Origin of the sequence: Halorubrum sp. SD626R, from assembly GCF_001261915.1 — an archaeon.
GTDB lineage: Archaea > Halobacteriota > Halobacteria > Halobacteriales > Haloferacaceae > Halorubrum.
Genome location: NZ_CVRT01000088.1, coordinates 1 through 21,333, shown reverse-complemented (window position 1 = coordinate 21,333; position 21,333 = coordinate 1). Strand labels below are relative to the sequence as shown.

General features: G+C 71.3%; 23 protein-coding genes. 15 read left to right on the top strand and 8 right to left on the bottom strand.

Annotated features, from left to right (window positions below; translation table 11 throughout):
- Nucleotides 1-4 precede the first annotated feature (4 nt).
- On the top strand, nucleotides 5-1,144 hold the full coding sequence (locus SD626R_RS09685; RefSeq protein WP_092566090.1) for an acyl-CoA dehydrogenase family protein: 1,140 nt from the start codon (nucleotides 5-7) through the stop codon (nucleotides 1,142-1,144).
- 74 nt (nucleotides 1,145-1,218) lie between these two features.
- On the opposite strand, the gene SD626R_RS09680 is transcribed toward SD626R_RS09685, so the two are convergent.
- Nucleotides 1,219-2,058 (bottom strand): enoyl-CoA hydratase/isomerase family protein, encoded by an 840-nt coding sequence (locus SD626R_RS09680; RefSeq protein ID WP_092566088.1) that lies wholly within the window; start codon nucleotides 2,056-2,058, stop codon nucleotides 1,219-1,221.
- A 93-nt stretch (nucleotides 2,059-2,151) separates the two neighbouring features.
- On the opposite strand from SD626R_RS09680, the gene SD626R_RS09675 reads away from it, so the two are divergent.
- The 6 genes from SD626R_RS09675 (at nucleotide 2,152) to SD626R_RS09650 (ending at nucleotide 7,156) form a co-directional block, all read left to right on the top strand.
- Nucleotides 2,152-2,895: a fumarylacetoacetate hydrolase family protein gene (locus tag SD626R_RS09675; protein ID WP_092566086.1), complete on the top strand. Its 744-nt coding sequence runs from the start codon at nucleotides 2,152-2,154 to the stop codon at nucleotides 2,893-2,895.
- Between the two features lie 160 nt (nucleotides 2,896-3,055).
- On the top strand, nucleotides 3,056-4,534 hold the full coding sequence (locus tag SD626R_RS09670) for an HflX-like GTP-binding protein (protein WP_092566084.1): 1,479 nt from the start codon (nucleotides 3,056-3,058) through the stop codon (nucleotides 4,532-4,534).
- 48 nt (nucleotides 4,535-4,582) lie between these two features.
- Nucleotides 4,583-5,677, top strand: coding sequence for a histidinol-phosphate transaminase (gene hisC / locus SD626R_RS09665; RefSeq protein ID WP_092566082.1), 1,095 nt, complete (start codon nucleotides 4,583-4,585; stop codon nucleotides 5,675-5,677).
- The gene (locus SD626R_RS09660; protein ID WP_092566080.1) at nucleotides 5,674-6,237 is read left to right on the top strand and encodes an adenylate kinase family protein; all 564 of its coding nucleotides are present in this window, start codon (nucleotides 5,674-5,676) and stop codon (nucleotides 6,235-6,237) included. The genes hisC and SD626R_RS09660 overlap by 4 nt, the downstream gene beginning before the upstream one ends.
- Nucleotides 6,238-6,259: 22 nt before the next feature.
- Nucleotides 6,260-6,862, top strand: coding sequence for a CDP-alcohol phosphatidyltransferase family protein (locus tag SD626R_RS09655; protein WP_092566078.1), 603 nt, complete (start codon nucleotides 6,260-6,262; stop codon nucleotides 6,860-6,862).
- A 57-nt stretch (nucleotides 6,863-6,919) separates the two neighbouring features.
- Nucleotides 6,920-7,156 (top strand): DUF7120 family protein, encoded by a 237-nt coding sequence (locus tag SD626R_RS09650; RefSeq protein WP_092566076.1) that lies wholly within the window; start codon nucleotides 6,920-6,922, stop codon nucleotides 7,154-7,156.
- A 34-nt stretch (nucleotides 7,157-7,190) separates the two neighbouring features.
- Here SD626R_RS09650 and SD626R_RS09645 read toward each other — a convergent pair whose 3' ends face one another.
- Nucleotides 7,191-8,375 carry an MFS transporter gene (locus tag SD626R_RS09645; RefSeq protein ID WP_092566116.1) on the bottom strand — a complete coding sequence of 395 codons (1,185 nt, stop codon included), beginning with the start codon at nucleotides 8,373-8,375 and terminating at the stop codon, nucleotides 7,191-7,193.
- 102 nt (nucleotides 8,376-8,477) lie between these two features.
- A complete protein-coding gene (locus SD626R_RS09640) occupies nucleotides 8,478-9,671 on the bottom strand; it encodes a M24 family metallopeptidase (protein ID WP_092566074.1) in 1,194 nt (397 codons plus the stop codon).
- A gap of 139 nt (nucleotides 9,672-9,810) precedes the next feature.
- Between SD626R_RS09640 and SD626R_RS09635 the strand changes: the two genes are divergently transcribed.
- From SD626R_RS09635 to SD626R_RS09610, 6 genes are all read left to right on the top strand, one after another.
- The gene (locus tag SD626R_RS09635; protein ID WP_092566072.1) at nucleotides 9,811-10,470 is read left to right on the top strand and encodes a hypothetical protein; all 660 of its coding nucleotides are present in this window, start codon (nucleotides 9,811-9,813) and stop codon (nucleotides 10,468-10,470) included.
- Between the two features lie 98 nt (nucleotides 10,471-10,568).
- Nucleotides 10,569-11,837: a Zn-dependent hydrolase gene (locus SD626R_RS09630; RefSeq protein ID WP_092566070.1), complete on the top strand. Its 1,269-nt coding sequence runs from the start codon at nucleotides 10,569-10,571 to the stop codon at nucleotides 11,835-11,837.
- Nucleotides 11,838-11,907: 70 nt separating this feature from the next.
- Nucleotides 11,908-12,864, top strand: coding sequence for a mechanosensitive ion channel family protein (locus SD626R_RS09625; RefSeq protein ID WP_092566068.1), 957 nt, complete (start codon nucleotides 11,908-11,910; stop codon nucleotides 12,862-12,864).
- Between the two features lie 255 nt (nucleotides 12,865-13,119).
- Nucleotides 13,120-14,136 carry a transcription initiation factor IIB gene (locus SD626R_RS09620; protein WP_092566066.1) on the top strand — a complete coding sequence of 339 codons (1,017 nt, stop codon included), beginning with the start codon at nucleotides 13,120-13,122 and terminating at the stop codon, nucleotides 14,134-14,136.
- Between the two features lie 166 nt (nucleotides 14,137-14,302).
- Nucleotides 14,303-14,482, top strand: a complete 180-nt coding sequence (locus SD626R_RS09615; protein WP_092566064.1) for a DUF7836 family putative zinc-binding protein — start codon at nucleotides 14,303-14,305, stop codon at nucleotides 14,480-14,482.
- Nucleotides 14,483-14,658: 176 nt separating this feature from the next.
- Nucleotides 14,659-14,892, top strand: a complete 234-nt coding sequence (locus SD626R_RS09610) for a UPF0058 family protein (protein WP_092566062.1) — start codon at nucleotides 14,659-14,661, stop codon at nucleotides 14,890-14,892.
- Between the two features lie 120 nt (nucleotides 14,893-15,012).
- Here SD626R_RS09610 and SD626R_RS09605 read toward each other — a convergent pair whose 3' ends face one another.
- Nucleotides 15,013-15,423, bottom strand: coding sequence for a DUF555 domain-containing protein (locus SD626R_RS09605; protein WP_092566060.1), 411 nt, complete (start codon nucleotides 15,421-15,423; stop codon nucleotides 15,013-15,015).
- Nucleotides 15,424-15,571: 148 nt separating this feature from the next.
- The gene (locus SD626R_RS09600; RefSeq protein WP_092566058.1) at nucleotides 15,572-16,498 is read right to left on the bottom strand and encodes a DNA-3-methyladenine glycosylase family protein; all 927 of its coding nucleotides are present in this window, start codon (nucleotides 16,496-16,498) and stop codon (nucleotides 15,572-15,574) included.
- Between the two features lie 194 nt (nucleotides 16,499-16,692).
- Between SD626R_RS09600 and SD626R_RS09595 the strand changes: the two genes are divergently transcribed.
- Nucleotides 16,693-17,190 (top strand): SRPBCC family protein, encoded by a 498-nt coding sequence (locus SD626R_RS09595; protein WP_092566056.1) that lies wholly within the window; start codon nucleotides 16,693-16,695, stop codon nucleotides 17,188-17,190.
- 72 nt (nucleotides 17,191-17,262) lie between these two features.
- Here SD626R_RS09595 and SD626R_RS09590 read toward each other — a convergent pair whose 3' ends face one another.
- Both SD626R_RS09590 and SD626R_RS09585 read right to left on the bottom strand, forming a co-directional pair.
- Entirely contained in the window at nucleotides 17,263-18,900 is a 1,638-nt protein-coding gene (locus tag SD626R_RS09590; protein ID WP_092566054.1) for a sensor histidine kinase, read from the bottom strand.
- Between the two features lie 60 nt (nucleotides 18,901-18,960).
- A complete protein-coding gene (locus SD626R_RS09585) occupies nucleotides 18,961-19,848 on the bottom strand; it encodes a DMT family transporter (RefSeq protein ID WP_092566052.1) in 888 nt (295 codons plus the stop codon).
- Nucleotides 19,849-19,956: 108 nt separating this feature from the next.
- Between SD626R_RS09585 and SD626R_RS09580 the strand changes: the two genes are divergently transcribed.
- Nucleotides 19,957-20,253, top strand: a complete 297-nt coding sequence (locus tag SD626R_RS09580; protein WP_092566050.1) for a DUF8124 family protein — start codon at nucleotides 19,957-19,959, stop codon at nucleotides 20,251-20,253.
- A gap of 26 nt (nucleotides 20,254-20,279) precedes the next feature.
- Here SD626R_RS09580 and SD626R_RS09575 read toward each other — a convergent pair whose 3' ends face one another.
- On the bottom strand, nucleotides 20,280-21,170 hold the full coding sequence (locus SD626R_RS09575) for a DUF7504 family protein (RefSeq protein ID WP_176697303.1): 891 nt from the start codon (nucleotides 21,168-21,170) through the stop codon (nucleotides 20,280-20,282).
- Nucleotides 21,171-21,333: the final 163 nt, after the last annotated feature.

The following is a 21,333-nucleotide window of genomic DNA, read 5'->3' as shown; positions in this document are numbered from 1 at the left end:
GCCCATGCAGGCGCTAACAGCCGAGCAGCGCGAGTTCGCCGAGCGGGCCGAAGCGGTCGCCGCGGAGTTCGCCGAGGACGCCTACACCTGGGAGGGCGACGTGCCGTGGGAGAACCTTCAACGGCTCGCCGGGGCGGACCTCTACTGTCCGTCCATCTCCGAGGAGTACGGCGGGCAGGGCCGCTCCGACGTGGCGGCGATGCTCCTCACGCAGGCGGTCGGACGGGAGTGTCCCGACACGGGCTGGTTCACCTACATGCAGGGGATGGTCGGGCCGCGGGCGATCGACCTCTTCGGGTCCGAGGCGGTCAAGGAGGAGTACCTCCCCGCCGTCACCGCCGGCGAGAGCTTCGTCTCCATCGCCATCTCGGAGCCCGACGCGGGCTCGGACGTGGGGTCGATGTCGACCGAGGTGACCGAGGAGGACGGCGAGCTGGTGTGTAACGGCGAGAAGACCTGGGTCGGCGGCGTCCCCTTCGGCGACGCGGCGGTCACCTGGGTCAAGTTCCCGGAGGGGCTCGGGTCTGTCGTGATCCCCTACGACGATCCCGGCGTCGAGATCGAGGAGGTGTACACGAACATGGCCGGCTACGCGCAGACGCACTTCACGATCGACGACGTGGTGATCCCCGAGTCGCACGTCCTGACTCGGGGGAAGGAAGCGTTCAAGGAGCAGCTGGTCTCGCTCAACTGGGAGCGGCTCGGCAGCTCGGTGCTCACGGTCGCGTGGGCGGAGGCCGCGTTGGAGCAGGCGCTGGCGTACGCGAGCGACCGCGAGCAGTTCGACCAGCCGCTCGACGAGTTCCAGGGGATCGAGTGGCGGCTCGCGGAGATGTACCGGAACGTCGAGACCGCGGCGTCGCTCGTGTACATGTCGGCCGCCGGCGCGCAGGGACACGACCCCGCCCCGCCACGGCTCCAGACGTCGACCGCGAAGCTCCACTGCTCGCAGATGGTCGAGCAGGTCGCGAGCGAGGCGGTCCAGATCGTCGGCGCCCGCGCCTACCAGCGGGGCCACCCGCTGGAGTACCTCTACCGCTTCGCGCGGAGCCGCCGGATCGCGGCCGGCACCGACGAGATGCAGCTGAACACCATCGCTCGGGCGCTGAAGGAGGACGGCGTGCCGCCGGTATCGGCGCGGTAGCGCTGGTCGGCCCGCTGCCGGCCTTCGTGCGGTAGCGCGGCGATCCACCTCCCCGATGCTCGCGTCCGGCCTCCCTACTCGTCGTACGACCGGCCGTAGTCGGGCTCGCGCTTCTCGTTGAACGCGGCGACCGCCTCCTCGTGCTCGGGGTCGACGACGCAGTCCCACTGGTACTCGGTCGCCTTCCGACAGTACTCATCGAAGCTCTGTTGGGGATCGATCAGCCGGTTCGTGTGCTGCACGGCGGTCCGCGGCTTGTCGCGGATCTCCTCGGCGAGCGCGGTGGCGGCCGCGAGCGCGTCCTCGGCCCGCTCCACGGCGAGTCCGATGTCGACGGCGTCCTCGGGGGTGATGTCCCGGCCGGTGAGCAGGTACTCGCGCGCCTTCGACTCGCCGATCAGCCGGGGGAGGAGCCACCCGCCGCCGTCGCCGGGGACGAGCCCGACGTTGACGAACCCCTCGCGCATGACCGCGTCGTCGGCGATCGTGCGCAGGTCGCAGGCGAGCGCGAAGTCGCAGCCGGCGCCGATCGCCGGGCCGTTCACCGCGGCGACCGAGGGCGTCGCGGCCGTCCGGAGCCGCCAGACGAGCTGCTGGATGAGCCAGAGGAACGCCCCGTACTCCTCCGGGTACTGATCGTCCCAGTCGGGCATCTCCGTCGTGTCCGCCCCGGCGCAGAAGCCGTCGCCAGCGCCCGTGAGGACCATCGCGTACACGCCGTCGTCGCGCTCGGCCCGCCGCACCGCGTCGTTGAGTTCGAGGACCGTGGTCCGGGTGAAGGCGTTGTACACGTCCGGGCGGTCGATGGTGACCGTCGCGACCCCCTCGCTGACCGCGTATCGGACGTCGTCGTAGTCGCGCGCTCCCACGTCGCTCCCCTCGTCGATTTCTCCGTCGGCTGTGTCGTCGGCCATACCGGAGGGCGGGCCGGCCCCCACAAATAGGTGTGCGGTCGACCCCTTGCGTCGACCGGGAACGCTTTTTGTCCGGGTCGCCCCACGCCGGGTATGCACCGCGCACGGTTCCGCGACCCGGCCGGATCGATCCGCGAAGGCACATACGACCCCGAGAGCGACGCCGTCGCCTTCGGCGGCGACGAGTACGCGCTCGACGACCCCGCGATCGACGTGCTCCCGCCGACGGACCCCACGAAGATCGTCTGTATCGGGCGCAACTACGCCGACCACGCGGCCGAGCTCGGCAACGACGTGCCGGACCGCCCGCTCCTCTTCCTGAAGCCGCCGAACGCGCTGGCGAGCCACGGCGACACGGTCACCGTCCCCGCGGGGAAAGACCGGATCGACTGGGAGGCGGAGCTCGCGGTCGTGATCGGCGAGCAGTGCAAGGCGGTCGACGCGGACGACGCGATGGACGTCGTCGCCGGCTTCACCTGCATGAACGACGTGTCGAACCGGGACGACCAAAACCGGGAGCAGAACTGGGTGCGCGGGAAGGCGTTCGACAACGCCGCCCCCCTCGGTCCCGTGATGGCGACGCCGGACGAGGTCCCGGCGGACGCGAGCGTCGAGCTCCGGGTGAACGGCGAGACGAAGCAGTCGAGCGACCGCGAGCACCTCATCTTCGACGTGCCGACCCTGATCGAGGAGATCACGACGTACCTCACGCTCGAGGCCGGCGACGTGATCGCGACCGGGACGCCGGAGGGCGTCGGCGCGCTCGCCGACGGCGACACCGTCGAGGTCGATATCGAGGGCGTGGGGACGCTCGAACACGACGTGCGCGTCCCCTGAGCGACGGCGGTACCCCGCCGTCCCGCGCTCCCTGTGTCCGGGTCACACACCGGGTTTCCGGTGAACGCTTATGCCCGAAGCGTCGGAACCGATCGCCACGGAGGCCGGTTCCTTCCCCGCCGGTCGCCGACATCGGAGACGCGCCTGCGAGCCCGGACGAATGTCACGAGACGACACCACCGCGGACGAGCCAGAGTCCGACGATACAGCCCTCCAGAGCCGGGGCCGCGACTCGGCCGACGGTCCGCGCGCCGACGCCGACCCGGCGGTCGTCGCCGCTCGATCGAGGGACGCCGAGCCGGACACGGCGGAGATCCGCGAGCTGGCGGCCGCGGCCGGCTACGCGGTCGTCGGCGAGGTCACCCAGCGGCGCCGCGAGGACCCCACGTACGGGCTCGGTCGCGGCGCGGCCGAGGACCTCATGCGACTCGCCGCCGAGACCGACGCGGCGGCGGTGATCTACGACGGCTCCCTGTCGCCGGGGCAGACGTTCTCGCTCGGCGACCTGCTGCCGACCGGCACCGCGGTCGTCGACCGCCCGCGGCTCGCGCTGGAGCTGTTCGGTGACGCGGCCGACTCCCGGACGGCGGACCTGCAGCTCGAGCTGGCCCGGCTCCGGTACGAGCTCCCGCGGCTCCGGGAGACCGCCGCGCGCGATTCGAGCGAGGACGTCCGGCTCCGACCGGAGGGCGACGGTCGCGTCCGCGACGTCGAGAGGCGGATCGAGTCCGCCGAGCGCGCGCTCGACCGGCTCGGCGACGACCGCGAGAAACGGCGGGCCGAGCGGCGGGACGCCGGGTTCGACCTCGTCGCCCTCGCGGGCTACGCCAACGCCGGGAAGTCGACGCTCGCGCGCCGGCTCGCCGACGACGCGGACGACCCGGAGCGTGTGGACGACTCGGACGGCACAGCCGATCCGGAGGACCCGGACGGCGCAGACGATCCGGACGGGACGTCGACCGCGGGCGGTCCCGGGGGGTCGCTGTCGGCCGGCGACCGTCCCTTCGAGACGCTCTCGACGGCGACGCGGCGGGCGACCCTCGGGGGACGCCGAGCGGTCGTCACCGACACGGTCGGGTTCCTCGACGGTCTCCCGCACGAGGCGATCCGGTCGTTCCGCGCGACGCTCGACGCGGTTCGCCGCGCCGACTGCGTCCTGCTCGTCGTCGACGCGAGCGAGGGGCCGGCGGCGGTCCGACGGAAGCTCCGGACGTCGCTGTCGGCGATCGAGGCGACGGACGGACCGGTGATCCCGGTCCTGACCAAGGTCGACCGGGTCGACCCGGACGACCTCGACGCCGCGGCCGACGCCTGCGAGTCGGTCGCCGGGACGCTCGGCGGTCGCGACGTACCGGTCGCGGGGTCGCTCCGGTCCCCGGTTCCGGTCAGCGCTCGGAACGGCGCCGGACTCGGGGACCTCATCGACGCGGTTGCGGACGCGCTCCCGACCGCGACCGCGACGGTGACCGTTCCGAACGGCGGCGACGCGCAGGCGGCGCTCTCCTGGGCGTACGACCGCGGCGTCGTCTCCGATGTCGACTACGCCGGGGAGACTGTCGCGGTCGAACTCGCCGGTCGACCCGACATCGTCGCGGCGGCGGAGCGACGGCTCGCCGGGGGCGACGACGGCGGGTCGTGAGCGACGGTCAAGACCACGCTTAAGCCCGAGCCTCCCCGACGCAGTACCATGCAACCACGCGATCTCTCCGACCATTCCGAGTACGTCCCGGGCCGGGGCGTCGAGGAGGTCGCCCGCGAGCGCGGGATCGACCCCGACGACCTGATCAAGCTCTCCTCGAACGAGAACCCGCACGGCCCGAGTCCCGCGGCGGTCGAGGCGATCCGCGAGCACGCCGACCGCGTCCACCAGTACCCGAAGTCCTCGCACACCGACCTCACCGCGAAGATCGCGGAGAAGTGGGGCGTTGCGCCCGAGCAGGTGTGGGTCTCGCCCGGCGCCGACGGCTCGATCGACTACCTCGCGCGGGCCGCGTTGGAGCCCGGCGACGAGGTCCTCGTGCCGAGCCCCGGCTTCGCCTACTACGGGATGTCCGCACGGTACCATCACGGCGAGGTGACCGAGTACGACCTCACCCCGGCCGACGGCTTCGCGCAGGACGCGGAGACGGTCCTGAGCGCCTACGCGGGCGAGCGAGTCGTCTACGTCACCTCCCCGCACAACCCCTCCGGCTCCACGATGCCGCTTGACGAGGTCGAGGCGATCGCGGACGCGACGGCCGAGGAGACGCTCGTCGTCGTCGACGAGGCGTACGGCGAGTTCGCCGCGGTCGACAGCGCGATCCCGCTCGCCGACGAGCGCGACGACGTGGCGGTGCTCCGGACGTTCTCGAAGGCGTACGGGCTCGCGGGGCTCCGGATCGGCTACAGCGTCGTCCCGGAGTCGTGGGGCGCGTCGTACGCCCGGGTGAACACCCCGTTCGCGGCGAACGAACTCGCCTGCCGGGCCGCGCTCGCCGCCCTCGACGACGAGGCCCACGTCGAGGAGTCGGTCGCGTCGGCGCGGTGGGCCCGCGAGTACATCGCGGACGAGCTCGATGCCCCCGCGGTCGAGTCGGCGGGGAACTTCGTGCTCGCCGAGGTCGGCGACGCGGAGCGGCTCGCCGACGCGGCCCAGGAGCGCGGCGTGATCATCCGCGACTGCACCTCCTTCGGGCTCCCGAACCACGTCCGGATCTCGACCGGGACCCGCGAGGAGACGCGCGAGGCGGTCGAGCGGCTCAACGAGACGCTCGCCGACCTCGGGCTCGGTGTCCGAGCGTGAGCGGAGAGTCGTCCGCGAACGACAGCGACTCGGCCGCCGGCGGCACGACCCCCGCCCGCGTTGCCGTGACGGGCACCCCCGGGACCGGCAAGTCGACCGCGACGGCCCGCTTAGCGGACGAGTACGACGTGATCCACCTCAACGACCTGATAAAGGGCGACGACGCCCTCTGGACCGAACGCGACGCCGACCGCGACACGCTCGTCGCCGACCTCGACGCGGTGCGCGAGCGCCTCGGCGACTGGACGGGCGTGCTCGACTCCCACCTCGCGCACCGGTTCGACGCCGACCGCGTCGTCGTGTTGCGCTGTCGCCCCGAGACGGTCGAGGCGCGGCTCCGCGAGCGCGGGGAATCGGAGGCGACCGCGACTGAAAATGCGGAGAGCGAAGCGCTCGACGTGATCCTCTCGGAAGCCGTGGAGGAGCACGGCGTCGAGAACGTCTACGAGATCGATACGACGGACCGCGACCCGGCGGCCGTCGCCGACGAGATCCGCGCCGCGATCGAGGGCGAGCGGGAGCCGAGCGCCGGCACCGTCGACTTCATCGATTATATATGACCCGGGACGGTCGGGACGGTAGATGACTCTCGACCGGTACCGCTCGGTCGCGGACCGCCTGCTCGGGCCGTGGGTGCGCGCCGCGGCCCGGCTCGGGCTCTCGCCGGACCAGGTGAGCGCCCTCGCGTTCGGCGTCGCGGTCGCGGCCGCGGGCGCGTTCGCGGTGGGCGAGCCCCTTTTCTACGTCGCCGGCGCGGTCTGCGTCCTCCTCAACGGCTGGCTCGACCTCGTCGACGGCGCGCTCGCCCGTCACCTGGAGGTCTCCTCGGACGGCGGCGACCTCCTCGATCACGTGCTCGACCGCTACGCCGACATCGCGGTCATCGCGGGGTTCACCGTCGGGGTCGGAGCGTACGCGCTCGGCTTCCTCGCGGTCACCGGCGTCCTGATGACCTCGTACATGGGCACCCAGATCCAGGCGGTCGGCATCGGCCGCGAGTACGGCGGGCTGTTAGGCCGGGCAGACCGGCTCGCGCTGATGGGGATCGTCGGCCTCGTCGCCGCGGTCTACTCGGCGCCGATCGTCGCCGGCCTGAACGTCGTCGGACTCCTACTCGCGCTGTTCGCCGCCGTGGGGCACCTGACCGCGGTGCAGCGGTTCCTCGGCGCGTGGCGCGATTTGTAACCCGTCGCCGTCGCTCGCGAGGGAACGCTTAAACGCGTCCGGGCGGAACGAGGGGATATGCCGACTTTCGAACTGAACCTCTCGGACGACGTCTACGCGGAGTTCCAGCAGCTCGCCGACCAGGAGTTCGTCTCCGAGGAACAGGCCGCCGAGGACCTCATCGCCTCCGGTATCGAGGCGTACAACGTCTCGGTCGTCGACGACGAGCCGCGCGACGAGATGCTCGACGGCGCGGAGAACAACATGTTCGACACCGCCGAGGACCCCGGGAGCTTAGAGGACGACCGGCTGTAGGCGGGATCCGATATTTTCGCGGACGCCGCGCGATTCAGTAGCCGAGCCCGAGCAGCCGATTCGCGAGCAGCGTCGCCAGCCCCAGCGCCATCACGCCGGCCAACAGCCCGAACGCGACCCCCCAGCCGGCGACGTCGGAGAGCGTCCCGACGACGACGCTGCCGGACGCGCCGAGCACCATGTAGGCCGTCCGGACGAGCCCGAACCCGGCGCCGCGCTCGGCGTCCGACAGGAGGTCCATGAACCGCGACTGGACGGGCGCCCCCCACGACATCGCCACGCCGACGAGACAGACCGCCCCGACGGTCGCGCCGAGGCCGAGGTCGAACCGCGCCGTCGCGACGAGGAGCCCGTAGCCGAGGACGCCGGCACTCATCGTTCCCATGGCGGTCGCGTCGCGGCCGAACCGGTCGGAAAGCGACCCCGTCAACGGCTGGGTCCCGCCGTGGACGAGGAAGTACAGCGAGAACAGCAGCGCCGAGAGCGCGGTCGAGAGGTCGCTTCCGACGTCTAAGAAGGTCGGGAGGAAGGAGGCGGTCGCCTGCCACGAGAACGCGCCCATCGTCGCCAGCGCGGTCGTGTAGAGGATCGGCGGCCGCGAGAGCAGCTCCGCGAGCGACCCGAGCGCGAACCGCTCGCGCATCGCCTGGTCGGGGCGGCCCGGGTCAGTTGGCCGCACCCGCCACGCGAACAGGGCGAACACGGGCACCGCGACCGCGACGCCGAGGAGGATCCCGGCGCGCCAGCCGTACCGCGAGCCGACGAGGGCGGCGAGGGGCGGCGCGGCGAGCCCGGCGATCGGCCCGCCGGCGACGTGGACGCCGATGGCCCGGCCGATGTCGTCGAACTGCTTGGCGAGGAACGTCGTCGCCACCGAGTAGTGGAGGCCGGCGCCCGCGCCGAGGACCACGGTGAACAGCATGAAGACGGCGATAGAGGGCGAGGCGGCGATGAGCAGCGAGGCGACCGCGGTGGCCCCGACCGCGGTCAGGATGACGGCGCGTTCCCCGTACCGATCGCCCAGCACGCCCGAGGGGAACTGCGCCAGCGCGTACGCCAGCCACATCCCGGAGAGCGCGAGGCCGACGGTCGCGTTCGTGACGCCGAACTCGGCGGTGATCCGCGGCACGAGCGGGCTGATCGACAGCCGAGCGACCATCGTCGCGGTGAACGCGAGCGTGCAGAGGGCGAGCGCCGTGTGCCGGTACCGCCAGTTCACGGGCATCGTTCTCGACCCGGGACAAAGCGGGTTCCGGTCGCGGCCAGCCGGGCCGGGTGTGGTGTGCGACCGGACCGCGGACGCCGCGGAGTCGACGCCCCGTCAGACCTCGAACGCGACCGGGTACTCCGTGAGGTTCTCGTACCCGTCCTCCGTGACGACCACGAGGTCCTCGATCCGGACGCCGCCGACCTCGGGGTCGTACAGCCCCGGCTCGACGGTGACTACGTGGCCCGGTTCCAGCTCGCCGCCCCCACTCGCGAGCCGCGGCGACTCGTGGACGTCGAGGCCGATCCCGTGGCCGGTCGAGTGGATGAACCCCGTCTCCGTCTCGGGGTCGGTGCCTAACGTCGGGTGGCCGGCCGCCTCGTACACCTCGCAGGCGGCGGCGTGGACGTCCTCGCCGGTCGCGCCCGGTTCGACGGCGTCGAGCGCGGCGGAGAGCGCGCGCTCGGTGAGCTCGTACCGCTCCCGGAGCGCCGCCGGCGGCTCGCCGACGCAGAACGTCCGGGTCATGTCGGCGTTGTACTTCGTCGCCTTCGACCGCGGGAAGATGTCGACGATGATCGCCTCGTTCGCCCGGAGCGGGCCGGAGCCGCGGTCGTGGGGGTCGGCCGCCTGCGCGCCGCCGGCGACGATCGTCTCGTCGAGCGCGCAGCCGTGCCGGAGCAGCGTCACCTCGATCTCCTCGGCGACGCGCTCGCTGGTGAGCGGCTCGCCGTCCAGGAGCAGGAGCGTCCCGGGCGCCGCGTCGGCGCTGCCGTCGGCGGACGCGTCCTCGCCGGCCACCTCCGCGCCCGCGAGCAGCTCCTCAGCGGCGCGCATCGCGGCCTCGTTCGCGCGCTGCGCCTCGCGGATCGCGTCGATCTCCTCGTCGGTCTTCACGGCCCGGGCCTCGCGGACGAGGTCGTCGCCGTCGACCGCGACGTCGACCCCCCGCTCGCGCATCGCGTCGGCGGTGCCGACCGGACCGCGCGGCGGCATCGACACCGACTCGACCCCCTTGTCGCGGACGAAGTCGGCGTACATGTCGTACCGCTCCTCGCGGCCGCCGTACTCGTAGCCGTAGTCGGCGTGACGCTCGACCGCGTCGGCCGTCGACTCGGTCTTCGCGCGCCCGTACTCCAGCCCGGAGACGAGCAGGTGGACCTCGCCGTCGGCGTACAGCGTCAGGAACGGGTCCGGGCCGGTGAACCCGGAGAGGTACAGCTGGTTCGCGTCCTCCTGTGACGCGTCGAGCAGGTAGCCGTCGGCGTCGAGGTCGGCGAGCGTCTCGTCGAGGCGTGCGCGGTTCATACGCGAGGTGGTCAGGCGACGCCCAAATCGGTTGCCCTCGCGGGACCGTCGGACCGGAGGCGACGACCGGCCGCGAACCGAGCCGCGCCGCGAGCCGGAACAAGGCATATGACGATCGCCCGGGAACGACCGGCCCGCGATGTCGGCGGACGGGCGAACCACCCTCTGGTCGTTCGTGACCCTCCCCTCCGGCTGGCTTCCGGTCGTCGTCGCCTGCGGGAGCGCCGCCGCCCTGGTCGGGCTGGCGGCGACGTGGGTCGGACTCGCGGTCGCAGGCGTGTCGCCCGGGGACTCCGAAGTGGCCCGATGGATGGTCGGGGGACCGATATCGGCGGTCGAGGGGACGGTCTGGTTCCTCTTCGACGCCCACTGGGTGCAGACGCGAACGGGATCCGGACCGTCGAACCTCGTCGTCTACGGCCACCCGCTGATACAGGCCGACGCCGCGCTGTGGCCGCTCCGCGGGGTCCCGCTCATCACCGGGCTCGGCGGCGCGGCGGCCGTTCGCTACCTCGAGGTCGCCGAGGAACTGAACGGACTCGTCGCCGGGGCGGCCACCGCGCTGGGATACCTCCCGGCGATGCTCGCGCTGCGCGCCGTCTCGCGCGTGCCGCTCACGCGCCACGCGGCGGGCGGTGTCGCCCCGATATCGGACGCCGACGGCGTCCCCGTGTCGGCGGTGAGCGGCGTCGCCGCCGGGCCGGACCTCGCCGCGGCGCTCGCGTTCGTGACCGCGCTGAGCCTGACCCTCGGGGGCGCGGCCGGCGCCCTCGCGGCGGCGGTCGGGTCCAGTGAGTGACCGGCGCGAGCCGCGTCGAGGAAGCGACCGGCGGGAGCCGCGTCCGGTCTCGTCCCCGAGCACGAACCGTTTTGGTGCGGCGGCGCCCCGATCCGCGCATGGATCCGTCAGTCGACGCCGGCCGCCTCCGAGCGGACCTGGAGGCGAACGCGGCGTTCGGTCGCGTCGAGCACGACGACCCGGAGAAGCGCGGGCGAACGAACCGGACCGGGAGCGAGGCGAACGCGGCCGCCCGGGACCGGCTGGTGGAGCGGCTGATGGCGGCCGGCCTCGACGTCGCCGTCGACGAGGTCGGCAACGTCCTCGGGACGTGGATCCCCGACTCCGCGGACTCGGCGGCCGCGCCCGTCGTGAGCGGGAGCCACCTCGACAGCGTCCTCGACGGGGGGATCTTCGACGGCCCGCTCGGGGTGTACGCCGCGCTGGAGGCGGTGCGGGCGATGCGGGACGCGGGCGTCGAGCCGGCGCGCCCTGTCGGCGTCGTCAGCTTCACCGAGGAGGAGGGGGCCACGTTCGGCGACGGGCTACTGGGCTCGTCGGTGGCGACCGGCGTGACTGACGCCGACGCCGCCCTCGCGCGCGAGAGCGAGGCGGGGGAGACGCTCGGCGAGGCGCTCGACCGGATCGGCTACCGCGGCGACGACGCGATCGACCCCGCGACGTGGGCGGCCTTCTACGAGCTCCACGTCGAGCAGGACACCGTCTTGGAGGAGACCGGCGCGGACGTCGGCGTGGTGACGACGATCACGGGGATTACTCACTGCGAGGCGACGATCGAGGGGGAGGCGAACCACGCCGGCGCGACCGCGATGGGGGACCGGACCGACGCGCTCGCGGCCGCGAGCGAGTTCGTCCTCGACGTGGAGGCGGCCGCGAACCGAGTCGTCGACGAGTCGAGCGCCTCCGCGGTCGGCACCGTCGGGTCGCTGTCCGTCTCGCCGAACGCGACCAACGTCGTTCCCGGGCGCGTCGACGCCGGCGTGGACGTTCGGGACGTCGAGGCCGAGTCGGTGGACGCGATCGTCGCGGCCGCCCGCGAGTCGCTCGCCCGCCTGGAGCGCGAGCGCGGCGTCGAGACGTCGTTCGAGCGGCCCTTCGACGTGGCGCCGACGGCGATGAGCGACCGGCTTCGGGGGGTCGCTCACGCCGCGGCCGACGCGGCCGACCGGGTCGCGCTCGACCTCCACTCCGGCGCGGCGCACGACGCCATGCGCGTCGCCCGCGTCACCGACGCCGCCCTCCTGTTCGCGCCCTCGCGCGACGGGGTCTCGCACAGCCCCCGCGAGTGGACCGACTGGGCGGACTGCGCGGCCGCGACCGAGGTGCTGGCGGGGGCGATAGCGCGGGTCGCGGTCGACGGCGAGTAGGGAGAGCCGAGGTCGGACCGTAACGGGCCGCCGTCACAACCGTTTTGCCGGTCGCCCGGGACTGACCATCGTGAGACGACCTCTCGGGCTCGGCGCCGTCGCCGTCGGCGTCGCCGCCGGCGTAGCGGGCGGACTCGTGACGACGACGGGGGCGTTCGGCGGCTGGCCCGACCTGATCGGGTACCCGGCGACGCTCGTCGTCGGGCGGACGCTGCTCGTCGTCGCGGTGTTCGGCGTGCTGTACGGCTCGTACCTCCTCGCCGTCCAGCTGCTGATGCGGTCGGCGAACAAGCGGCGCGCGTACAACACGCGCAACCTCCTGCGGCTCGCGTTCGGGTTCGTGGGCACGGTCGCGACGCTCGCGGTGCTGACCGAGAACTGGCTCGGACTCCTCTTCTCGCTCGGGGTCATCGGGTTCGCGGTCACCTTCGCGCTCCAGCAGCCGCTCCTGTCGCTCATCGCGTGGGTGTACATCACGGTGAAACAGCCCTACGGCGTCGGCGACCGCGTCCGGATCGACGACGCGAAGGGGGACGTGATCGGCGTCGACTTCCTCGTGACGACGCTGTGGGAGATCAACGGCGAGCTGGTGACGACGAACCAGCCGTCGGGACGGGTGGTGACGGTGCCGAACAGCGTCGTGCTCTCCTCGAACGTCGTCAATTTCGGCGGGGGCGGCTCCCCGTACGTCTGGAACGAGGTGGGCGTGCAGGTCGCCTACGAGACGGATCTCGACTTCGCGTGCGAGGTCATGGTCGAGGAGACGACCGATCTGCTCGGCGACGAGATGGCCGCCGGGATCGCGGCGTACCGCGAGGCGCTCGCGGAGACGCCGGTGGAGCTGGAGGTGCACGACCGGCCGACGGTGAACGTGACGCAGGGCGAGTCGTGGGTGGAGCTCCGCGTCCGGTACCTCACTCACCCGCGCCGGGGACAGCGCGTGAAGAACCGGCTGTACGAGCGGATCCTCGAGCGATTCAACGACGCGCCCGACCGAGTGGCGTTCCCGGTGAGCCGGAACCGGTAACGCGGGGCGAAAGCGCCCCCGTCTTTCCGGCATGATTTATATACGGTGACTCTCGCGGTGTCTGCGTCTCGGGAACCGCAACGAGGACCGCGAGAGATCCAAAACGTCCGTTTTCGGCCCTATAGAGGTGTTTTACTGAGGTAACTGATAACTCAACACACGGTATGTTTATATACTCTGGCAACTTACTATTGGTTAACGAATCGGCGCGCCCGACACCAGTATTTCGGTCGGGAGTTCGATCGGAGAGAACCCATGACAGAAACACACACGCGCGACTACGGCGGAGAAACGGAGCGAGAGCGAGCGAACCGAAGCCGAGCGACGGAGACGGACGAGTCGGAGACGGAGTCGGAATCGACGGCGGCGGAGCGGACGACGGTCTGCCCCGAGTGTAGCGGGAGCCTCGTCACCGACACGGAGCACGGCGAGACGGTGTGCGACGACTGCGGGCTCGTCGTCGAGCAGGACTCGGTGGACCGCGGGCCGGAGTGGCGCGCGTTCAACTCCGGCGAGCGGGACAGCAAGTCCCGCGTCGGGGCCCCGACGACGAACATGATGCACGACAAGGGGCTCTCGACGAACATCGGCTGGCAGGACAAGGACGCCTACGGCAAGTCGCTGTCGAGCCGGCAGCGCCAGAAGATGCAGCGGCTCCGCACCTGGAACGAGCGGTTCCGCACCCGCGACTCCAAGGAGCGGAACCTGAAGCAGGCGCTCGGCGAGATCGACCGCATGGCGTCGGCGCTGGGGCTCCCGGACAACGTCCGCGAGACCGCCTCCGTTATCTACCGCCGCGCGCTGAGCGAGAACCTCCTGCCCGGCCGCTCGATCGAGGGCGTCGCGACCGCGTCGCTGTACGCGGCCGCCCGGCAGGTGGGGAACCCGCGGAGCCTCGACGAGTTCACCGCCGTCTCCCGCGTCGACAAGATGGAGCTCACGCGGACGTACCGCTACGTCGTCCGCGAGCTGGGGCTGCGCGTCCAGCCGGCCGACCCCGAGAGCTACGTCCCGCGGTTCGTCTCGCGGCTGGAGCTCTCCGAGGAGACGCAGCGGCTGGCCCGGGAGCTCCTCGACGGCGCGAAGGAGTCCGGCATCACGAGCGGGAAGTCCCCGGTCGGGCTCGCCGCGTCCGCGGTGTACGCCGCCGCGCTCCTCTCGAACGAGAAGGTGACCCAGAGCCAGGTCTCGGAGGTGGCCGACATCAGCGAGGTCACCATCCGGAACCGGTACAAGGAGCTCCTCGAAGCGAGCGAGGGTATTGCGGCCTGAAATCCGGCGCTCGATATCTCTCCGCGTCGCTCTCTTCCGTTCGATCCGTCTTTTTCGCGTCGACTTCGCCTGTCGGATCCGGCGTTCTCGCGTCGGTCGCTCGCCGTCCCGGTGTCGGAACCGCTCGCCACGTACGTTTTTACGTCGGCCGCGTGTACGTCCGGTTATGGTCGACGCGTTCGTCAGACTCGTCTGTCCGGAGTGTACCAAAGAGTGGCAGGATAACCCCGCGGACCTCCAGGATCTCCGCTCGAACTTCAGCTGTCCCGGATGCCACGCGACCCGCCGGCTGACGGAGTTCATGCGGACCGAGCGCGATCTCGAAGCCGTAAAGCAGTTCCAGTGAGCCGCGGCGGCGGCCGCCTCGCCGTCCGCGCTCTCGGATATTCTCCGCTCGAACCTTCCCGATCGATAACCCGAAAAGGGCGATCTACGCCCCGAAAACGGCGAATACGTGAGGTACCCATGGTAACGTGACTCAAGATAATAATATAAACCTCCGGTAGCAAAGGGCTGTTACTCATGAAGAAGCAGGAGCTCATTCATCTTCACGGCCTTCTCGCGGAGGTACGAAAACAGTGCGAGTTCTGGGACGAGGACGTCGATCTGGACGCGTACGAGGAACTGGGCGTCAAACCGACATCGATTCACAAGTCGAAGACGGACCACAAGGCGGCCGTTTTCAAGCTGACTGAGGGGATCACCGAGCCGATGGACGAGTCCGAGTCGGAGCCGCTGGCCCCGACAGCGGACTGAGAGTTCGCTCCCATTCTCGACCGCTCGTCGCTCCCGTAGTGACGACACCATGTCCGGCGCCGCAATTCGGATTCCGGCGTCACTCCGCCGTGGTCGGACGGTTCCGTGGAGGGTGGTCGGTTACCGGTCGTCGGTCAACGGCGAGTCGGAGTCGCTCGCGCCCTTAGACTCGTCGTCGGCGTCGGCCTGGTTGTCGGACTCGATCTCCTCGACATCGAGCACCTTCAGCGGGATGTTCCGGAGGCGCTGTCCGATCTCCTTTCGCGCGACCCGGCTGGCGTGTTCGGCGCGTTCGACGTTGAACACGTCCATGCGGAGTTCGAGGGCGACGAGCGCCTCGTCGGCGGCCACGAACGCCGGCGGCAGCTCCTCGCCCGCCGGCGACGCGCGGCTCCCGGTGTCGATCTCGACGTAGCTGAGGTCCGGATTCAGCATCTCGCCGGTCTTCGAGATCGCGATCCGCACGGCTTCGTCGGCGGTCCCGACGTCGTACACGGGGACGGCGGCCTCCACGACGACTCGGCAGTCCATCTCAGTGGCGTGTACCGCACGAACGAGTATGAAGGTTCGGCCGACAGGTCGCCTCGTCGAAACGACGGCGCGACGGCACGGTGACGAGGTAGAGCGGCGGAACGACGGATCGACGGCCCCGGAGTCGGGCACGGGCGCGAGCCCGGACTCACTCGCCGCCCGCTCGGAGGTAGTAGAACACGTACGTCTGGGCGTAGCCGGCGAACTCGCCGCCGAATCGCTCGCGGATCGCGCGCGACGTCTCGGCGTAGTTCCCGCGCTCGCAGTCGGGGTAGTACTCCTCGATCGTCGTCCGGATCCAGGTGTCGAGCGGCACCGCCTCCAGGAAGCCGAGCGAGAACAGCAGCACGCAGTCCGCGACCTTGTCGCCGACGCCGACGAACCGCGTCAGCGACTCGCGCGCCTCCTCGTACGGCAGGTCCGCGGCCGCGAGCGGGTCGGCCTCGCCCGACGCGACCATCTCGGCCGTCCGCTGGACGTAGGGCGCGCGGTAGCCCAGCGAGAGGTCGCGTAGCTCGCCTTCGGTCCGGGCGGCGAGCTGCTCTGGCGTCGGGAACGCGTGGTACGCCTCGCCGTCCAGCTCGACGACGTCGCCGTACGTTTCCCGGAGACGGCGCTGCATGCCGTGGATCCGCGCGACGCGCATCTGCGCCGAGCAGATGAAGGAGATCAGACACGGGAAGACGGGGTCGCGAGTGAGCCGCATCCCCTCGTACGCGTCGTACGCCCGTTCGAGGAGGGGGAGGTCCGGGGTGGCGTCCAGGATCGCGTCGAGGTCGTCGTCGAGCCGGAACAGGTGTTCGAGGATCGGGACGGCGTCGACCGTCGACTCCCAGTGCAGGGTCCCGTCGCGGACGCCGCCCTCCTGCCTGACGCGCAGCGGGACCCGCTCGTCTATCAGGCCGGGAATCGGCGCGACGACGGTCTCGTACCACTCGTCGCCGCCGTGGGCGTGGAGGTCCGCGTAGGTCTCCCCGTCGGCGCGGTTCCAGAGGTAGCTCTGGCCGCTCTCGGCGGTCGCCTGCAGGTCGAACGGGCCGGCCAGGTCCGCGACGTCGATCGCGCCTCGTTCCATTACGGATCCGGTGGGGTCGCAGCGGTATTCCGATTTCGGTATCGGCGGGTCGAAACCGAACCGGCGCGGCGAGATGAGGTCGGCGGATCGAGGCGAAAACGCGCGGCTCGCGGGGCGAGCCGCGGGCAGACCGAGCCCCCGGCAACGCCCACGGGCGAAGGGGGGTTTTTGCCCGGTCGCCACGTAACGGAGGTATGCCGACGTACCGCCGGACGACCCGCGTGCCCGCCCCCATCGACGAGGTGTGGGCCTTTCACTCCACGATCGACGGCCTCCGGGCGCTCACGCCGGACTGGATGAACCTCCGCGTCGCCGGCGTCGAGGGACCGGACGGGGAACCGGACCCGGCGGTGCTGGCCGAGGGATCGAGGATACGGATGTCGATGCGGCCGTTCGGCGTCGGCCCCCGTCAGCGATGGGTCTCGCGGATCACGGAGCGGGCGCCCGACGGCGACGTGCCGGTCGAGGGGAGCGCGCGCTTCGTCGACGACATGGTCGGCGGCCCCTTCCGGCGGTGGGAGCACACGCACGCCTTCTACGCCGACGGCGAGGAGACGCTCCTGGTCGACACCGTCTCGTATCGGCTACCGCTCGGGCCGCTCGGCGACGTCGCCGGTCCGTTCGCGAAGGTCGGGTTCGAGGGGATGTTCCGCGACCGACACCGACGGACGATCGACCGGTTCGAGTCGTAGGGAGTCCGAGGGGGGGATCGCGGCGAGACCGGGAACCTCAACGCAACCGGTCGGAGCAGGGCGACCGAGCGATCAGGCCGGGGCGGTCGCCGGCTCCGCCTCGAACGAGAGCTCGAACACCGCGCCGCCGTCGTTGCGGACGTCGAGTCCCCAGCCGTGGGCGTCCGCGATCCGGTCGACGATCGCGAGCCCGAGGCCGGAACTCCCCGCGGTCGAGAATCCCGACTCGAACAGGGAGTCGCGCGCGTCGGGCGGGATCCCCGGGCCGTCGTCAGCGACGTACAGCCCCCGGGCGCCCGAGCGGTCGTCCTCGACGCCGACCTCGATGCTGACGCCCCTCCCGCCGTGATCGACCGCGTTTCGGAAGAGGTTCTCGAAGAGCTGTCGGAGGCGGCTCGGGTCGGCCTCCACGCGAGCGGCGTCGTCCGCGACCGTCAGCGTCGCGTCCGGCGCCCGGACGGAGCTCCACGCGTCCTCCGCGATCGCCGCGACCGGGACGGACTCCGTCTCGTCGATCGCGTCGCCGCGCCTCGCCAGCATGAGGAGGTCGTCGATGAGCGTCTCCATCCGGAGCACCGCGCGCTCCATCGCCTCGTACTTCGGGCGCTCCACGTCGTCCGCGACGAGGTCGAGGTAGCCGGAGAGGACGTTGAGCGGGTTCCGGAGGTCGTGCGAGACCACCGCGCTGAACTGTTCGAGCCGCTCCGTCTGGCGGCGGAGTTCGAGCCGCCGCTCGTTCCGCGCGATGGTGTGGGCGATCAGGTCGCCGAAGGTGCGGTACGCCGCGACCTCCTCCTCGGTCCAGGCGCGCGGATCGTCGGTCTCGAACGCGAGGACGCCGATCAGCTCCCACTCCGAGACGAGCGGCACGTGGACCGTCGCCGGCGGGGAGTCGGCGTCCGCGTCGCTGGCGTCGGCTCCCACGACCGCCGCGCCGCTCTCTCCGGTCTCTTTGACATCCGCGCTCCTCTCTCCGGCTCCCGCGGCCCGAACCGGCGGACGGACGACGTTCTCGAACGTGGAGAGCGCCTCCGGGTCGGGGAACGCTTCGAACGGTTTCGGGTCGGGGTCACATCCGCCTGACGACCAGTGGTAGGCCGGCTCGAACGCGTCCCCGTCCTCCAGGTAACAGACGATCCGGTCGATCGCGACCTGTCGTCCGACGTTCTCCATCGTCCAGACGATCTTGGTTTCGACCTCGTCCGACCTCGTGCTCATTAGGGTGGTTCCCGCGTCAAGCAGGACTTCGCGAAGCCGCGCCACGTCGTCGCCGCCGAGCCGCGTCAGCGCGGGTTCGACCGCGTCTCGCAGGCGCTCGACGAGGGGATCGGTCGCGCCGTCGTCGGAGTCCGCCCCCGACCGGTCGTCGGAGTCGACGACGACGACATCGTCCACGTCGGCGGTGAGGAGGGCGCGGACCGTCTCGATCCCCGTCTCCTCGACGGCGACGACGACGGGGACGGTCTCGGGCGTCGCCGCGACGTGGCGCCGCGTCCGCTCCGACGCGAGGGCGTCGACCGTGGCGACGATCCCGCAGGCGTCGCTCAGCGGGGACGGAGCCTCCGCCGCGGCCTCCGGGAACTCCGCCGGTTCGACCCCTTCGAACTCGGGCGAAGGGGAGTCACTCCACGCGGCCGCCACCGCGTCCGCGACGCGGTCGCGCAGGGCCGTGTCCTCGCCCACGTAGGCGACGACGGAACGACGGTGCATACGGGGTGATCGCGTCGGCCACATTTCAACGTTAACGCCCGAATATCGGGCGTGAGAACGTCAACTCGCCGTGCCGGTCGACGTCAGCGCGATTCCGGCGAGGACGACGGCGCCCCCGACGAGCGTGACGGGCGTCGGCACCTCGGCGAGGAAGAGGAACGCGAGCAGCGTCGCGCCGACCGGTTCGCCGAGCAGCGACACGGAGGCGACGCTCGACTCGACGTGCGCGAGCGCCCAGTTGAGGACGGTGTGACCGAGCAGGCCCGGCCCGAGCGCGAGCCCCGCGAAGAGCGCCCACTCGCGGGACGGGTATCCGGCGAGCGGGTGGCCTTGGACCAGGACGACGCCGAGGAGCGAGACGGTACAGACCCCGTAGACGACGACCACGTACGGGACGAGCGAGACGCGCTGCCGGAGCGAGCGGCCGGCGAGGACGTAGCCGGCCGCGGTCACGGCGCCGAACAGCGCGAGCCCGTTCCCGTAGAGCGGCCGGGGACCGACGAGCACCCCGCCGAGAAGGTCGCCGAGGGACATCGCGGCCATCCCCGCGACCGCGACCGCGATGCCGACGGCCATTCGGCGCGTCACGCGTTCCCGGAGGAGCAGCCACGCGCCGAGCGCGACGAACACCGGCTGGGCCTGCACGAGCGTGACGCTCGCCGCGACGCTCGTCCACTCCAGGCTCTCGAACCAGGCGGCGAAGTGGAGCGCGAGCGCGACGCCGGACAGCGCCGCGAACGCGAGATCGCGGTGTCGAATACGAGCGAACTCGGTCCGATACCGCCAGACCGCGACCGGGAGGAGCGGCAGCGTCGTGAACAGGACGCGGTAGAACGCGGCCACCGAGCTCGGGGCCTCGCTGAGCCTGACGAGGATCGCTCCGGCGCTCACGGCGACGACCGCGAGCGCAAGGGCGGCGGCCGGCGGAATCCGCGGGTCGGTCGACATCGGTACGGCGGTGGGTTCCGGCCGCCGCCGCTTACCGGTTTCGAGACGGTGCGGCGCGTCCGGCCGCCTCCCGACGGTGATTTGCGACTCCGGTTCAAATCCTCGCGCATGTGCGCAGACACGTTCGGCGTGGGGATCCGCCTCACCGAGGAGGAGCTCCGGTTCGTCGTCCGCGTCCCGTCGGACGTCGACTCCGGGTGGACCGATCCCGAAGCGTTCCAGTCCCTCGTCGCCGAGACCGTCTGGGACCTACTCGACCAGGAGTCGGTGCTCGGAGCCGTCGCCGACCGGTTCGAAGCGGGGGCGACGGTCACGCTCGGGACGGTCACGCTCGAACCGGACGGCACCGTCGTCTCACACGACCTCGACGCGCCGGGCGCGGAACCGGGGGATCAGGCGAAGTGAGGCGGCCGAGGCGACGGGGCGACCGCTCAGTCGTCGCCGACCGTCGCCGACTCGTCGTCCGCGTCGCGCTCCTCCGACGACGTCGCGAGGGCGGCGCCGACCGCCCACATTCGGTCGGGATCGTAGGCAGTGAGGTCGTATCGCGTCGATCCGACGGTCTCGCCCCACGTGTCGAGCACGTCGAGCCGGACCAGCCCCGACAGCGTCGCGCCGAGCGTTCGCGGCGTCGTCGCCGGATCGGAGAGGGCGGCGTGCACCTGCTTCGACTGCGGGTAGTTCCGCGTGCAGCGCTCGATCCCGTCGCGCGCCTCCGCCCAGTGGCGACGGACGTACCCGAACGTCGTCGGATCGTCGCGCCGCAGTCGATCGAGGGCCCCGGTGACCGGGTGATCGACGGGGTCCGAGACGTCGGTCGGATCGAACAGCGATCGGACGTCCGCGGCCGCCTCCAGACGGTACGAGCAGCCGACAACTACCTCGGCGACATCGCTGAGACTCCCCAGCGCCGCGACGAACGACCCAGTGGCGTCGAGGCCACGGTCGACGAGCACCGGAGTCACGTCGTCGACGACGACGGACGGCGCCGCTCCCTCGACGTCGACGACGTGCGCCGAGACGGCGTCCGCCACGCTGTCGAGGTCCGTCGACCCGTCGAGCATCGTGTACGCGAGCCGCCGACTCGGGACGACCTGCGTCGTTCCGACCGCTCCGCGAGTGGTGTCGCTCGCGGAGACGATCGCCTCTCTCGTCGGACCCGGTTCGGGCGACCCGCGCCAGCCGCGCCGCCACTCCTCGATCCCGGTGTCGAACAGCACGGAGACCACCCGCTCCGGCGACGGACCCTCCCGAACCGGCGGCCGTCCCGCCGCGGACAGTCGCACCGTGACCTCGTGGTCGGAATCCGTCGGAACGGCCATCGATAGCGTTAGCTTCAGCGACAAAATTGATAAACTTACGGGTGGGCGTCTCAATATTGAAATTCGCTTGCGTTTTCGATCGCGTGATGCGACGACGCCGAAACGCGGCACGCTCGCTGGATGACGATCCGCGTCTCTTGGGAGGGAAGTGTCTATGGGTGGT

Coding starts and splice junctions, on each gene's coding strand:
- SD626R_RS09600 (WP_092566058.1), bottom strand. CDS start 16,498: ATGGAACGAGGCGCGATCGACGTCGCGGACCTGGCCGGCCCGTTCGAC.
- SD626R_RS09580 (WP_092566050.1), top strand. CDS start 19,957: ATGTGCGCAGACACGTTCGGCGTGGGGATCCGCCTCACCGAGGAGGAG.
- SD626R_RS09605 (WP_092566060.1), bottom strand. CDS start 15,423: ATGGACTGCCGAGTCGTCGTGGAGGCCGCCGTCCCCGTGTACGACGTC.
- SD626R_RS09675 (WP_092566086.1), top strand. CDS start 2,152: ATGCACCGCGCACGGTTCCGCGACCCGGCCGGATCGATCCGCGAAGGC.
- SD626R_RS09650 (WP_092566076.1), top strand. CDS start 6,920: ATGCCGACTTTCGAACTGAACCTCTCGGACGACGTCTACGCGGAGTTC.
- SD626R_RS09685 (WP_092566090.1), top strand. CDS start 5: ATGCAGGCGCTAACAGCCGAGCAGCGCGAGTTCGCCGAGCGGGCCGAA.
- SD626R_RS09610 (WP_092566062.1), top strand. CDS start 14,659: ATGAAGAAGCAGGAGCTCATTCATCTTCACGGCCTTCTCGCGGAGGTA.
- SD626R_RS09620 (WP_092566066.1), top strand. CDS start 13,120: ATGACAGAAACACACACGCGCGACTACGGCGGAGAAACGGAGCGAGAG.
- SD626R_RS09630 (WP_092566070.1), top strand. CDS start 10,569: ATGGATCCGTCAGTCGACGCCGGCCGCCTCCGAGCGGACCTGGAGGCG.
- SD626R_RS09590 (WP_092566054.1), bottom strand. CDS start 18,900: ATGCACCGTCGTTCCGTCGTCGCCTACGTGGGCGAGGACACGGCCCTG.
- SD626R_RS09640 (WP_092566074.1), bottom strand. CDS start 9,671: ATGAACCGCGCACGCCTCGACGAGACGCTCGCCGACCTCGACGCCGAC.
- SD626R_RS09635 (WP_092566072.1), top strand. CDS start 9,811: ATGTCGGCGGACGGGCGAACCACCCTCTGGTCGTTCGTGACCCTCCCC.
- SD626R_RS09615 (WP_092566064.1), top strand. CDS start 14,303: ATGGTCGACGCGTTCGTCAGACTCGTCTGTCCGGAGTGTACCAAAGAG.
- SD626R_RS09595 (WP_092566056.1), top strand. CDS start 16,693: ATGCCGACGTACCGCCGGACGACCCGCGTGCCCGCCCCCATCGACGAG.
- hisC (WP_092566082.1), top strand. CDS start 4,583: ATGCAACCACGCGATCTCTCCGACCATTCCGAGTACGTCCCGGGCCGG.
- SD626R_RS09670 (WP_092566084.1), top strand. CDS start 3,056: ATGTCACGAGACGACACCACCGCGGACGAGCCAGAGTCCGACGATACA.
- SD626R_RS09680 (WP_092566088.1), bottom strand. CDS start 2,058: ATGGCCGACGACACAGCCGACGGAGAAATCGACGAGGGGAGCGACGTG.
- SD626R_RS09585 (WP_092566052.1), bottom strand. CDS start 19,848: ATGTCGACCGACCCGCGGATTCCGCCGGCCGCCGCCCTTGCGCTCGCG.
- SD626R_RS09655 (WP_092566078.1), top strand. CDS start 6,260: ATGACTCTCGACCGGTACCGCTCGGTCGCGGACCGCCTGCTCGGGCCG.
- SD626R_RS09575 (WP_176697303.1), bottom strand. CDS start 21,170: ATGGCCGTTCCGACGGATTCCGACCACGAGGTCACGGTGCGACTGTCC.